This window comes from Streptomyces albospinus (assembly GCF_014648695.1).
In the GTDB taxonomy this organism is placed as follows: domain Bacteria; phylum Actinomycetota; class Actinomycetes; order Streptomycetales; family Streptomycetaceae; genus Streptomyces; species Streptomyces albospinus.
The window spans coordinates 202,905-214,943 of sequence record NZ_BMRP01000001.1 but is presented as its reverse complement, the minus strand read 5'-3'; the positions used below and the strand labels follow the sequence as shown (position 1 = coordinate 214,943).

Annotated in this window: 10 protein-coding genes and 1 pseudogene; 4 read left to right on the top strand and 7 right to left on the bottom strand. The window is 71.6% G+C overall.

The features are described from left to right. Positions 1 to 29: 29 nt before the first annotated feature. The gene (locus tag IEZ17_RS01115) at positions 30 to 2,921 is read right to left on the bottom strand and encodes a UPF0182 family membrane protein (RefSeq protein ID WP_229851740.1); all 2,892 of its coding nucleotides are present in this window, start codon (positions 2,919 to 2,921) and stop codon (positions 30 to 32) included. A gap of 136 nt (positions 2,922 to 3,057) precedes the next feature. On the opposite strand from IEZ17_RS01115, the gene IEZ17_RS01110 reads away from it, so the two are divergent. Beyond that, positions 3,058 to 3,612 carry a PPA1309 family protein gene (locus tag IEZ17_RS01110; protein WP_189295360.1) on the top strand — a complete coding sequence of 185 codons (555 nt, stop codon included), beginning with the start codon at positions 3,058 to 3,060 and terminating at the stop codon, positions 3,610 to 3,612. A 15-nt stretch (positions 3,613 to 3,627) separates the two neighbouring features. On the opposite strand, the gene IEZ17_RS01105 is transcribed toward IEZ17_RS01110, so the two are convergent. The 4 genes from IEZ17_RS01105 to IEZ17_RS01090 all read right to left on the bottom strand — a co-directional run bounded on the left by IEZ17_RS01105 (position 3,628) and on the right by IEZ17_RS01090 (position 6,941). Then, positions 3,628 to 4,725, bottom strand: coding sequence for a YlbL family protein (locus tag IEZ17_RS01105; RefSeq protein ID WP_189295358.1), 1,098 nt, complete (start codon positions 4,723 to 4,725; stop codon positions 3,628 to 3,630). 69 nt (positions 4,726 to 4,794) lie between these two features. Next, entirely contained in the window at positions 4,795 to 4,986 is a 192-nt protein-coding gene (locus IEZ17_RS01100; protein ID WP_189295356.1) for a hypothetical protein, read from the bottom strand. A gap of 217 nt (positions 4,987 to 5,203) precedes the next feature. After that, positions 5,204 to 5,683 (bottom strand): molybdenum cofactor biosynthesis protein MoaE, encoded by a 480-nt coding sequence (locus IEZ17_RS01095; protein ID WP_189295354.1) that lies wholly within the window; start codon positions 5,681 to 5,683, stop codon positions 5,204 to 5,206. Between the two features lie 106 nt (positions 5,684 to 5,789). Continuing rightward, positions 5,790 to 6,941 carry an SDR family oxidoreductase gene (locus IEZ17_RS01090; protein WP_189295352.1) on the bottom strand — a complete coding sequence of 384 codons (1,152 nt, stop codon included), beginning with the start codon at positions 6,939 to 6,941 and terminating at the stop codon, positions 5,790 to 5,792. A 192-nt stretch (positions 6,942 to 7,133) separates the two neighbouring features. Between IEZ17_RS01090 and IEZ17_RS01085 the strand changes: the two genes are divergently transcribed. Then, the gene (locus IEZ17_RS01085; RefSeq protein WP_189295350.1) at positions 7,134 to 8,633 is read left to right on the top strand and encodes a zinc-dependent metalloprotease; all 1,500 of its coding nucleotides are present in this window, start codon (positions 7,134 to 7,136) and stop codon (positions 8,631 to 8,633) included. Then, on the top strand, positions 8,630 to 9,172 hold the full coding sequence (locus IEZ17_RS01080; protein ID WP_189295347.1) for an NUDIX domain-containing protein: 543 nt from the start codon (positions 8,630 to 8,632) through the stop codon (positions 9,170 to 9,172). The genes IEZ17_RS01085 and IEZ17_RS01080 overlap by 4 nt, the downstream gene beginning before the upstream one ends. A gap of 230 nt (positions 9,173 to 9,402) precedes the next feature. Here IEZ17_RS01080 and IEZ17_RS01075 read toward each other — a convergent pair. After that, positions 9,403 to 10,557, bottom strand: a pseudogene (locus IEZ17_RS01075) (TerD family protein); the annotation flags it as partial. A gap of 105 nt (positions 10,558 to 10,662) precedes the next feature. After that, a complete protein-coding gene (locus tag IEZ17_RS01070) occupies positions 10,663 to 11,289 on the bottom strand; it encodes a M48 metallopeptidase family protein (protein WP_189295342.1) in 627 nt (208 codons plus the stop codon). 189 nt (positions 11,290 to 11,478) lie between these two features. Between IEZ17_RS01070 and IEZ17_RS41900 the strand changes: the two genes are divergently transcribed. After that, on the top strand, positions 11,479 to 12,039 hold a 561-nt coding region (locus IEZ17_RS41900; RefSeq protein WP_229851738.1), incomplete at its 3' end, for a ThiF family adenylyltransferase.

The following is a 12,039-nucleotide window of genomic DNA, read 5'->3' as shown; positions in this document are numbered from 1 at the left end:
CCAACGGGCCCGCGCACTGCCGCAGCGGCTCAGCCGCCCGACTTGCCGCCCTTCTCGGACGCCTTGGCGGCCCGGTCGAGCGCGGCCTTGAGCTTCTTCTGGGCCTCGCCGTAAGCGGCCCAGTCGCCCGCGACGCGCGCCTTCTCGCCCTCGTCGTACGCCTTTTCGGCGTCGCCCAGCGCCTGCTGCACGGTCTGGTCGGACGGCGGCGGCTGCTGGCCGGTCTCACCGCCGCCGGGCGGATTCTCCGTGCCGGCGCTCGGCGCCTTCTTGCCGAAGACGACGTCCAGCGCGTCCTTGAGGGAGTTCTCCAGGACGGGCTTGCTGTCGCCGTAGCTGACCAACACCTTCTTCAGCAGCGGGTAGTTGGTGTTGGCGCCGCGCAGATAGACCGGTTCGACGTAGAGCAACCCGCCGTCCAGGGGAACGGTCAGCAGATTGCCGTATTCGATCTCCGAGTCGCCGAACTTCTTCAGAATGTTGAGCTCGTTGGCGATCGTGGGATCGGAATTGAACTTCGACTGTGCCAGCTGCGGGCCGGGCACCGGTGTCTGCGCGGGCAGCTTCAGCAGTCTGATCCTGCCGTAGTCGCTGCTCGTCGCATTGGCGTCGACCGCCATGAAGGCACCGAGGTTGTCCTTCTTGTTGGGCGTGAAGGTCGTCGTCAGCGAGAACGCCTGCTGCTTCTGGTCGGGCATCTTCATGCTCAGGTAGTACGGCGGAACCGCGTTGCCCGACTTGGTGGTCGGGTCGCCGGGGATCTGCCAGCGCTCCGAACCGGTGTAGAAGGTGCCCGGGTCGGTGACGTGGTACGTGGTCAGCAGCTGGCGCTGCACCTTGAAGAGGTCCTGCGGGTAGCGCAGGTGGGCCAGCAGATCCGGGCTGATGGCGCTCTTCTTCTCGACCGTGCCGGGGAACGACTTCATCCAGGTCTTGAGGACCGGGTCCTTGTCGTCCCACTGGTAGAGCTTGACGGTGCCGTCGTACGCGTCGACCGTCGCCTTGACCGAGTTGCGGATGTAGTTGACCTGGTTCTGCTGGGCCACGACCGCCCGCTGACCGTCGGTGAGCGAGTCGGCGGTGCTGTCCCCGAGGGTGGTGCGCGAGGCGTAGGGGTAGCCGTTGCTGGTGGTGTAGGCGTCCACGATCCACTGGATCCGGCCGTCGATCACCGCCGGGTAGGCGTCGCCGTCGATGGTCAGCCAGGGCGCGACGGATTCGACGCGCTCCTTGGGCGTGCGGTTGTACAGGACCCGCGAACCGTCGCCGATCGCACCGGAGTACAGGATCTGCGGCTCCCCGAACGCCACCGCGTACGCGGCGCGGTTGACCGGGTTGGACAGGCTGACCCCGCTCTTGCCCTGGTAGCGGTAGCTCTTCTCACCGCTGTCGTCGGAGTAGTCCAGCTCCTTCTGCGGACCGCCCACGATGGAGTACTGGGTGGTCTTCTCGCCGTAGTAGACGCGCTGTTCGTACGGGGGGAGCTGTCCCCTGGACGGCAGGTTCGCCTCGGTGTAGTCGGGGCCGCCGCCGTCGGCGGTCTCCGTCCCCCTGGCCGTGACCGCGCCGTAGCCGTGGGTGTACTTGAAGTGGTCGTTGATCCAGTTGCGCTCGGGGATACCGGCGAGGTTCAGCTCGCGCAGGCCGATGACGGTGTCCTGCTCCTTGCCGTCCTTGTCCTTGTACCGGTCGACGTCCAGGGTGGACGGGAACTGGTAGTAGGACCGCACCTGCTGCTGTTGCTGGAAGGCCGGCGAGACCACGTTCGGGTCGAGCAGCCGCATGCTGGCCGTGGTGTCGGCGTCGTCCCGCAGCCGCTGGCTGTCGTCCTTGCCGGTGGGCTTGTAGTTGCCCTTGTAGGACGTGACCTCGGAGTCCTGGATGCCGTACGCGTCCCGGGTCGCCTTGATGTTCTGCTTGATGTACGGCGCTTCCTTGGCCTGCTCGTTCGGCTGGACCTGGAACTTCTGGACGATGGCCGGATACAGGCCGCCGATCAGGACCGCGGAGAGCACCATCAGGCCGAAGCCGATCACCGGCAGCTGCCATGTGCGCCGCCAGAGGGTGGCGAAGAAGAGGAGCGCGCAGATCGCCGCGATGAAGAACAGGATGGTCTTCGCCGGGAGATAGGCGTTGGCGTCGACGTAGCGCAGCCCGGTCCAGTTGTCGGCCGACTTCAGGCCGCTGGACTTCACCGCGAGACCGTACCGGTCGAGCCAGTACGCGACCGCCTTCAGGGAGACGAAGATGCCCAGCAGCACCGAGAGATGACCGGTTGCGGCGGCGGTCGCCCGGGAGCCGGGACTGGTCAGCCGCAGCCCGCCGTACAGGTAGTGCGTCAGCGCGGCGGCCACCAGGCACAGCACCGCGCAGGCGAAGCCGAAGCTCAACAGGAAGCGGTACCAGGGGAGATCGAAGGCGTAGAACGAGACGTCCTTGCCGAACTGCGGGTCCGTCGTGCCGAACGGGACGCCGTTGACCCACTGGAGCCACGTACGCCACTCACCGGAGGCGGAGGCCCCGGCGATCAGGCCGATCACGGACGTCACCGCGAGCAGTGCCCACTTCTTGAACGGGGCGATGCCCATCCGGTAGCGGTCCAGGCTCTGCTGCTCTACGGACATCGCGCTGAGCGGTGGCCGCAGCCGGTGCGCCAGCCAGATGTTGACGCCGACGGCCACCGCCATCACGACGCCGAAGGCGAAGAACAGGATGATCTTGGTCGACAGGGTGGTGGTGAAGACCGAGGAGAACTTGACCGAGCGATACCAGAGCCAGTCCGTCCAGAAGCCCGAGAACATCACGAAGAGCATGGCCAATACGGCCAGTACGCCCAACGTCATGAGCAGGGTCCGGAACCGCCGCGACGGTCGGCCGACTCTGATCCGTGGCCCTGTCGGGCCTCCGCCGCGGTCCGGCATCTGGAAAGCCAAGGTGCGCACCTCGAAGTTCGCTGTGGTGGTGAACAGGCCCGGCGATAGTAGGACCCAGTGATGCAACTTACGACGGCTTTACTCGGTTCCCGATTTCCGGGGTCCACAAGGCACGATGTGGGGCATGACCAACCTCCCCGTTGACGGCACCCCCCTTGCCGCCGACCCACTGACCCGCGCGGTGCTCGAAATCGACGAGTACGCCGCCGGGCTCGGCTGGGACCAGCCCGCCCGACTGTTCGCCCTCGTAGACACCGCCAAGCTGCGGGAACAGGAGCCCTCGCTCGCCGCCCAGCTGGGCATCGACGACGCCACCAGCGCGTCCCTGACCCCCGTGGAGCAGGACGAGATCCCGGCCGATGCGCCGCTGGACGAGTTCCTCGCCACCATCGCCTGGCCCGACGCCGTCGCCGGCTGCGCGCTGACCGTGGAGCGGCTGATGCTGCCGCCGTCCGCCGAGAAGTCCCAGCCGGCCGACATGAACGAGGCACAGCTCGCCAAGTGGGTCGCCAAGCACCCGGACCGCCAGGAGGTCCGGATGACGGTGGCCGTGCTGCGGGACGGCTCCCGGGAATCCGCGCTGCGGCTGCGCGAGAAGGACTCCACCTCCGAGGTGCTCACCGGCTCGGCGCTCGTCCCCGGACTCGCGGACGCGCTGGCCGCGACCTTCGAGGCGTGAGCGCGCCGGCCTGACCTACGCGCGGCCTGCCGGGCTACAGCTCGGCAGGCCCGCCGTGTCGTTCGCACGGATCTTCTCCAGCGCCTTCACCGCGTCACCTATGGTGCCGACCTTGACGAGCCGGAGGCCGCTCGGGGTGTCCTTGGCGGCGGAAGCGCAGTTCTCCTTGGGCGTCAGGAAGAACTCCGCGCCCTTCTCCCGCGCACCGATCGTCTTCATCGAAATGCCGCCGATCGGGCCGACGTTGCCCTGGTCGTCGATCGTGCCCGTACCGGCCACGAACTTGCCGCCGGTCAGGTTGCCGCCCGGCGAGAGCTTGTCCACGATGCCGAGCGCGAACATCAGCCCGGCGCTCGGGCCGCCGACGTCGGCGAGCTTCACATCGATGTGGAACGGGAAGATGTGGTCCGCCTGGGCCTGGATGCCCACCACGGCACGGCCGCTGTCCGCCGCGGTCGTGAGCGTGACGTCCTTGCCCGGCCCCTCGGGCCGCTTGCCCTGCTGCTTCGCCGCGGCGGCATCCTTGGCCGGAATGACCGTGAAGACCACCTTTTCACCCGGCTTGTGCCGGGTGACGAACTTGGCGACGTCGCCGGTCTGCGTGACCGCCTTGCCGTCCACCGCCTTGATCACATCGCCGGCGTGCAGCAGCCCGTCGGCCGGCTTGTCCTTGACGACGGCTCCGACGACGGTCTGGGTGGCGACCGGGATGTTCAGCTGCTTGAGCGCGGCGACCTTGGCGCTCTCCTGGGACTGGGTGAACTCCTCGGCGTTCTGCTGGTCGGCCTGCTGGGCCGTCTGCCCTTCCGGGTAGAGCGTCTTGTGCGGCACCACGGCCCGGTTGGGGTCCAGCCAGCCGTAGACCGCCTCGAAGAGGTTCATCCGGTAGTCGGGGCCGGTGACCTGGACGGTGGTCATGTTCAGATGGCCGCTCGTCGGATACGTCGTCCGGCCGGTGATCTGGAGCACCGGCTTGCCGTCGTGATCGCCAAGAGTGTTGACCGTCGGCCCGGGTGACATGGCCGCGTACGGCACAGGAATCAGCACCCCGCCGCAGAGCAGCGCGATCAGCATCAGGGTCGAGGCGAGCAGCGTCGCGGTGCGGCGTGGCATGGAACGACAGTACGGGACGGGTATGACAACCGGCCCGCGGGGCCATCCGTACGGGGACGGACGGCAGCGTCAGACCGGGTCCGAGGCCGGGTCGGGGACGGTGGGAGCGGGCTCCTGCCTCTCCATCGCGGCACGGAACCGGGCATAGCCGGCCAGCTCCGCGACGTCCCCGGACTTGCGGTTGCGCATGGCCCAGCTGCTCCACAAGGCGGCGGCCAGACCGGCCAGAACCGGAATCAGCAGCCAGAGGAGCGCTCCCATGGCGACCTCCCAAAACCTAGCGGGACCACGATCGACCAATAAGCCGATTAACCAGCTGACAGGTCAACGCTCATGCCAGGAAGCCGGTTACGCAACCGGAGCGGCACGCACAGCTACGACCACGCCCGCGGCCAGGGAGGATCTCGTGTCCCCGGAAGACCGCGCTACGCGCCGACCCTCCCACCCGTCACCCGACCTCCACCCCCAGAAGACGGCGCTACGCGCCGACCCACTCCTCGGTGCCGTCGGAGAACGTCTGGTGCTTCCAGATGGGGACCTCGTGCTTGAGGTCGTCGATCAGCTTGCGGCAGGCGGCGAACGCCTCGCCCCGGTGCGGGCAGGAGACCGCGACGACCACGGCCAGGTCGCCGATGGCCAGATCGCCGACGCGGTGGACGGCGGCCAGCGCGCGGACGGGGTGGTCGGCGACGACCTTCTCGGCGATGCGGCGCATCTCCGCCTCCGCGCTGGGGTGCGCGGAGTAGCCGAGCCCGTCGACGTCGGCGCCGCCGTCGTGCGAGCGGACGGTGCCGACGAACAGGGCCGTACCACCCGCCGCCGCGTCCCCGACGGCCGCGAAGACCTCGTCCACGGACAGCGGGGTGTCGCGGATCTCAAGGAGCCGGATCGGGTCCTCGGCGGCCTGCTCACCGGGGTGGTCGCGGCCGGGGACGGGGCGGGAGTGCGTACCAGACATACCACCATCGTGCCGTACCGGAGGCACGCCGGGGAATGGCCGTTTCCACCGGGCGTACGGCCTCCCGTATGGAGGCTCGTACAGCCCGGCGGCCCCGGTGGCGGCGTCAGATGCGGCGGCGGGCCTTGCGGGCGCGGCGGACCAGGGCCGCGGTGCCCAGCAGGGCGACGGTGGCGCCGGCGGCACCCGCGGCGGTGGCGTCCTTGCGGCCGAGCCGGCGGCCGGCGACGGTGTGCCGGCCCGCGACCTCTTCGAGGAGCTCGGCGAGCACCTCCTCGTTCGTCCACTTGGGACGCCAGCCCGCGTCGTGCAGCCGGCTGCCGCTGACCACCCAGGGGTGCATCGTGTACGCGAGGTCCCCGGCGGGCGACGGGGTGAGGCCGATGCGGTGCAGCCGGGCGGCGGCGCCCAGCGCCACCGAGGAGGGCAGCTCCATGCGGCGGATGCCGGAGAGCTCCTCGACCTCCTCCTGCTCCAGCCAGCCGTCGCAGCCCACCGCCAATTCGCCCTCGACCTTTTCCAGGGCCGCGTACTCCAGGGCGCTGACCAGGTCTTCCACGTGGCAGAACTGCCAGGCGGGGCGGGATCCGGCGACGACCAGGAGGCGCGGCGACTCGAAGTAGCGGGTCAGCGCGGTGTCGGTGCCGCCCACGAGGACGGCGGGGCGCAGCACGGTGACGTTCAGGCCGGGGTGGGCGCGGGGCGCGCGGTGTGCCAGGTGCTCGATCTCCAGGAGGTCGCCGACACCGGTGGCATCTGCGGTGGCACGCAGTTCGGCGTCCTCGGAGAGCGGAACATCGTTGTCGGGCAGCGCCCCGTAGACCATGGCGGAGGTGCACAGCACGACCCGGTGGACGCCCGCCGCCGCGGCGGCGGTCAGCACGGTCTGGGTGCCGCGCACGTTGTAGGCGGTGCGCGCCGCGTCGTCGGTCTCCAGGTCGAGGTCGAGCGCGAGGTGGACCACGACGTCCGTTCCGCGCAGCTTGTCGGCGATGGCGGGGTCGCGTACGTCCAGGACGTGCCAGTGCGCCTCGGCGACGTCACCGTGCCGCTCGTCGATGGCCACCACCTGCTTGACCTCGTCGGAGGCGACCAGGGCACGGGTGAGCAGCGCGCCGACCCCGGAGGCGGCGCCGGTGACGGCGACGACGGGGCGGCGCAGCGGCCGGCCGGCGGCCTCACCTGGGGCATGGTCCGCCTTTTCGGTCTGGGCCGCAGCGTTTCGCGCTGCGCGAACGGTCGGATCTGGGGAACTCACCGGGCGTCTCCAGCGGTTGTCTTCAGTACGGGCGCGTCGGACGCGTCCGCACCAGGTGGCGTCCATCCTGCCGCAGCCACCGGGACAGCGAAGCACCGAGCCCCGATGCGGTCCGGGTGTCTACGCTGGAGGTGATGTCGGGCAGTCGCCGTCGACCGGTGGGGTCGGCGGCCCTACGAGCCGAGGAAACCCGTGAGTGACACCCCATTTGGATTCGGCCTTCCGCCGGAGGAGCCGGAGGACGGCGACAACGGCAAGAAGAAGGGCGGCCAGGGAGGTAGCCAGGGCCCCGCGGACCCCTTCGGGTTCGGCGGCGGGAGCGGCGGCGCGGACAATCCGTTCGCGGCGCTCTTCGGCGGCATGGGCGGACCCGGCGGCCAGATGAACCCTGGCGATCTGGGAGCCGCGTTCCAGCGGCTCGGCCAGATGCTCTCCTACGAGGGCGGCCCGGTGAACTGGGACATGGCCAAGGACATCGCCCGGCAGACCGTCGCGCAGGGCGCCGAGGACGGCAGCAAGGACGCCAGCCTCTCGCCGGGTGAGCGGACCGCCGTCGAAGAGGCCGTGCGGCTGGCGGACCTGTGGCTGGACGGGGTGACGTCGCTGCCGTCGGGCTCCGGCTCGGTGGTGGCCTGGAGCCGCGCCGAGTGGGTCGAGGAGACCCTGCCGGTGTGGAAGGACCTGGTCAATCCGCTCGCCGAGCGCGTCGGGTCGGCGATGGGCGATGTGCTGCCCGGGGAGATGCAGGCCATGGCGGGCCCGCTGCTCGGGATGATGCGCTCCATGGGTGGCGCGATGTTCGGCACCCAGATCGGCCAGGCGCTGGGCGTACTGGCCTCCGAGGTCGTCGGTTCGACGGACATCGGGCTGCCCCTGGGGCCGGCCGGCAAGGCCGCGCTGCTGCCCGGGAACGTGGCGGCGTTCGGCGCCGGCCTGGGCGTCCCGGAGGAGGAGGTGCGGCTGTATCTGGCTCTGCGCGAGGCGGCCCACCAGCGGCTCTTCGCCCATGTGCCGTGGCTGCGCTCGCATCTCTTCGGTGCCGTCGAGGGCTATGCACGCGGCATCAAGGTCGACACGACCAAGCTGGAGGACGTGGTCGGCCAGATCGATCCGCAGCACCCCGAGGAGTTGCAGAACGCCCTCCAGCAGGGCATGTTCCAGCCCGAGGACACCCCGGAGCAGAAGGCCGCGCTGGCCCGTCTGGAGACCGCGCTGGCGCTCGTCGAGGGCTGGGTGGACGCGGTGGTGCACGCCGCCGCCAAACCGCATCTGCCGTCGGCGGACAAGCTCCGCGAGACGCTGCGGCGGCGCCGGGCGAGCGGCGGCCCGGCCGAGCAGACGTTCTCCACCCTGATCGGCCTTCAGCTGCGCCCGCGGCGCCTGCGGGACGCCTCACGGCTGTGGGCCTCCCTGACGGACGCGCGCGGCCTGGAGGGCCGGGACGGCCTGTGGGAGCACCCGGACATGCTGCCGACGGCGGCGGATCTGGACGACCCGGACGGGTTTGTGCACCACGAGCAGCTGGACTTCTCCGAGATCGACAAGATGCTGGGCGAGGCCGCGAGCAACGGCAACCCCCGTCTGACCAAGCCTGATCCGACCAGGCCCGATCCGTCCAAGCCCGCCGAGGACGGCAAGGGTGACGACGGCTCGCCGGCCCCCGAGGACGGCAGGGGTGACGGCGCCGAGTGAGTCTGCGTGAGGACGCGGCGCGGGTGCTCAAGGAGTGGCCCGCGCCTTCGGCCGACCAGGAGCACCTGCGGCTGGCCTATCTGGACCATCTCGCCGCCCACCAGGACGGCATGTGGAAGCCCTGCAAGGACGGGCACATCACGGCCAGCGCGCTGGTGATCGACCCGGCGGGCGGCCGGGTGCTGCTCACCCTGCACCGCAAGCTGGAGATGTGGCTCCAGATGGGCGGCCACTGCGAACCGGAGGACACCTCGCTGGCCGCCGCGGCGCTCCGGGAGGCGCGCGAGGAGTCCGGGATCGCCTCGGGGCTGACCCTGCTGGGCGGCACACCGGTGCGGCTGGACCGCCACCGGACGCCGTGCGCCGAGCACTTGGACGTCCAGTACGCCGCGCTGGCGCCCGCGGACGCGGTGGCGGCGATCAGTGACGAGTCGCTGGACCTGCGCTGGTTCCGCTACGACGAGGTGCCCGGTGTCGCGGACGCGTCGGTGGTGCGCCTGGTGGAGAGCACCCGGGCACTGCTGCCCGCGGCATCCTGACAGCGCCCCGGGCCTTCTGACATCCCCTCACGTCCGGCGTCCGCCCTCACCGGGGCGGGCGCCGGACGCGCGTGTGCGCGGGGCCGGCGGGTGACGGCCGGCCGCCTCCGCACCGGTCAGCGGCCCCGGCGCGGGTCGCCCTGCTGTTCCCCACGGAGCGGCCCTGCGGTGTCGGGGCCGTGCGATTCTTCTCCGGGCTGCGGCCACGGTCCGATACCGCCGTCCCCGGGGGCGGGCACGCCCTGCCCCGGATAGGGCGCGTGCGGGACCCCCGGGGGCTGCTGGCCCGGCTGCCCGTACATACCGGGCGGCGGCGGAGGCGGCGGCGCGGCCTGCCCCTGGGGGGCGCCGTAACCGCCGGGCGGCGGAGGCTGCTGACCGTACAGAGGCGGCGGAGGGGGCTGCTGACCGTACGGGGGCGGCGGCGGGGCCTGCTGGCCGTAGGGAGGCAGCGGTGGAGGCTGCCGGCTGCCCGGGAATCCAGCGGACGCCTGGCCGGGCGGAGGCGGGGGCGGCGGAGGCGGCCCCTGCACACCGGCCGCCGGGGGCGGAGGAGGCGGCGGGGGCGGCCCTTGCATGCCCCGGGGCGGCACGGGAGCGCCGGGCGGGACCAGCTGCGCGACGACCGTCGGCGCGCTGTGGATCTGCGCGGCGGACGGCTGCGGGGACTGCGGAACGGCCTGCGGCGGGGGGTACGGTGCGGGCTCGCGCGGGTCAGGGGCCGCCGGCACCGGCGCGGGCGCTGCGGACGCGGGCGGCGAGACCGACGGGGCGGGCTCCGGGGACGGTGGCGGCGCGAAGCCGGGCACACCCTGCGCGGTCACCGGAGGCGCCGGCGCCGCCTCGGCCGCCTCCTCCTCCACGACCTCGCCGCCGAAGTTCTTCAGCAGCGCCTCCAGGCCGCCGTCGAACCCCTGGCCGACCGCGGCGAACCGCCAGACGTCCTTCAGGTAGATGTCACCGAGCATCACGGCGCGTTCGGTGCTGAACTCGCTGCCGGTGAAGGGATAGCGGGCCACCTCTTCACCGCCGGCCACGATCCGGAGGTAGCCGGGGCCGATCTGCGATATCTGGCCCGCGCCGTCGAGCGTGGCGGTGAAGGTCAGCTTCCGGATGTGCGGCGGGACGGTGTCCAGGGCGACCCGGAAGGACTCGGTGTCGCCGGCCTGCGCGCCGAGCAGCCGGATCGACTCCTCGGGCGACTTGGGCTGGTTGTAGAAGACGAAGTAGCGGTCGTCGGACAGCTGCTCGTCGGCGTCCAGGCCGAAGCAGCTGATGTCGAAGGTCAGGCCCGGTCCGGCGATCCGCACCCCCACATACAGATCCCGCCCGGCCGTCAGATCACCGATCCTGGCCTTGTGGCCGCGCTGGAATTCTCTCGCCATGCGTAACGCCCCTCCCCCGCTCCCGCGTTGAGTCCGTACCCGTGCCAGGCTAACCGCTGGCGCTGACAGTCAGTGATGCCGGGGCTCGGCGGGGCGGGGCCGCGGTCACCGGCGCCGGGCCGCGGGCAGATGGGGCAGCCGGTCGGCGGCCACCACGCCTTCGAGGTAGCCGCGAGCCCGCTCCGTGCGCGGATAGGACTCCAACAGGCACCAGAATTCCGGGCCGTGGCCGGGGACGAGCAGATGCGCGAGCTCGTGCAGCAGGACGTAGTCGATGACGTACTCCGGCATGCCCTGGAGGCGGTGCGAGAGGCGGATGCTGCCCTCGGCCGGGGTGCACGATCCCCAGCGGGTGTTCTGGTTGGTGACCCAGCGCACCGATGCGGGGCGGGCCCGCCCGTCCAGGAACTGGCCGGACAGCCGCTCGGCCCGTTCGGCCAGCTCTCCGTCGCCCAGTATCCGCTTGCTCTCCTGGGCGGCGAGCTTGTCCAGCATCACGCCGACCCAGCGCTGCTCCTCGGCCTCCGACATCCGGGCCGGGATCAGCACCACCGTGCGGTCGCCCTCGCGGTACGCGGAGACCGTCCGGCGCCGCCGGGAGCTGCGGCGCACCTCGACAGCGCTCGTCCCTGACCTGCGGGCCTTCGGGCTCGGTTCAGCCCGGCGCGATGTGTCTGCGGCGCGGCGGAGGGGCGTCTCCCCGGAACCGCGGGGGGAAGGGTCGGCGGGCACGCGCCCGACGTTACCCGCTGGCACTGCGGGAAGTCCCGCCCCACGGACGGTTCGCCACCTGAACGCCCCCGGCGCGCACGGCTTGTATGACTAATACCCGCTGCCTGTGGATAACTTCCGCGCCGGTCTCGCGCCTGGCGCATGCTGGGAGCCGGACGACGAACGACGGGGGCGGACGAGATGTATCCGATGCTCAAGCCCGCGCTGCGGCGCGGCTGGCGGGACCGGGAGACGGTGCGGTTCGGCGTGGCGCCGGCCCACTCGGTGGTGCTCGGCCCGGTCGACATCGCGACGGGCAGCTTCATCGAGCTGATCGACGGCACGCGCACGATGCGGCAGCTGGTCGAGGAGGGCGCGTTACTGGACGTGACACCCGAGCGCGCGCGAGGTGTGGTGGACCGGCTCGGCGCGGCCGGGCTGCTGGAGGCACCGGCCGCGGGCGGTCCGACGGCCGACGCGGTGCGGGCGGACGGCGCGGCCTTCGCGCGGCTGCGGCCGGATCTGGCCTCGCTGTCGGTGCGGCACCGGGAGGCCGGAGGGCCGCTCGGGCGGATGGGCGCGCGCCGGACGGTCCGGGCCAAGGTGAAGGGCGCGGGCCGGGTCGGCGCCCAGATCTCGGCGCTGCTGGCGGCCTCGGGCATCGGCCGGGTGGACGTGGTGGACGGCGGCACGGTCGAGCCGTGGGACGTGGTGCCGGGCGGGCCGGCGGCCGGGCAGGTCGGCGAGCGGCGTGATGCGGCGGCTCGCCGG

What these genes read in the sequence shown, in the direction of transcription:
- IEZ17_RS01115 (WP_229851740.1), bottom strand. Translation starts at nt 2,921, where the DNA reads ATGCCGGACCGCGGCGGAGGCCCGACAGGGCCACGGATCAGAGTCGGC.
- IEZ17_RS01110 (WP_189295360.1), top strand. Translation starts at nt 3,058, where the DNA reads ATGACCAACCTCCCCGTTGACGGCACCCCCCTTGCCGCCGACCCACTG.
- IEZ17_RS01105 (WP_189295358.1), bottom strand. Translation starts at nt 4,725, where the DNA reads ATGCCACGCCGCACCGCGACGCTGCTCGCCTCGACCCTGATGCTGATC.
- IEZ17_RS01100 (WP_189295356.1), bottom strand. Translation starts at nt 4,986, where the DNA reads ATGGGAGCGCTCCTCTGGCTGCTGATTCCGGTTCTGGCCGGTCTGGCC.
- IEZ17_RS01095 (WP_189295354.1), bottom strand. Translation starts at nt 5,683, where the DNA reads ATGTCTGGTACGCACTCCCGCCCCGTCCCCGGCCGCGACCACCCCGGT.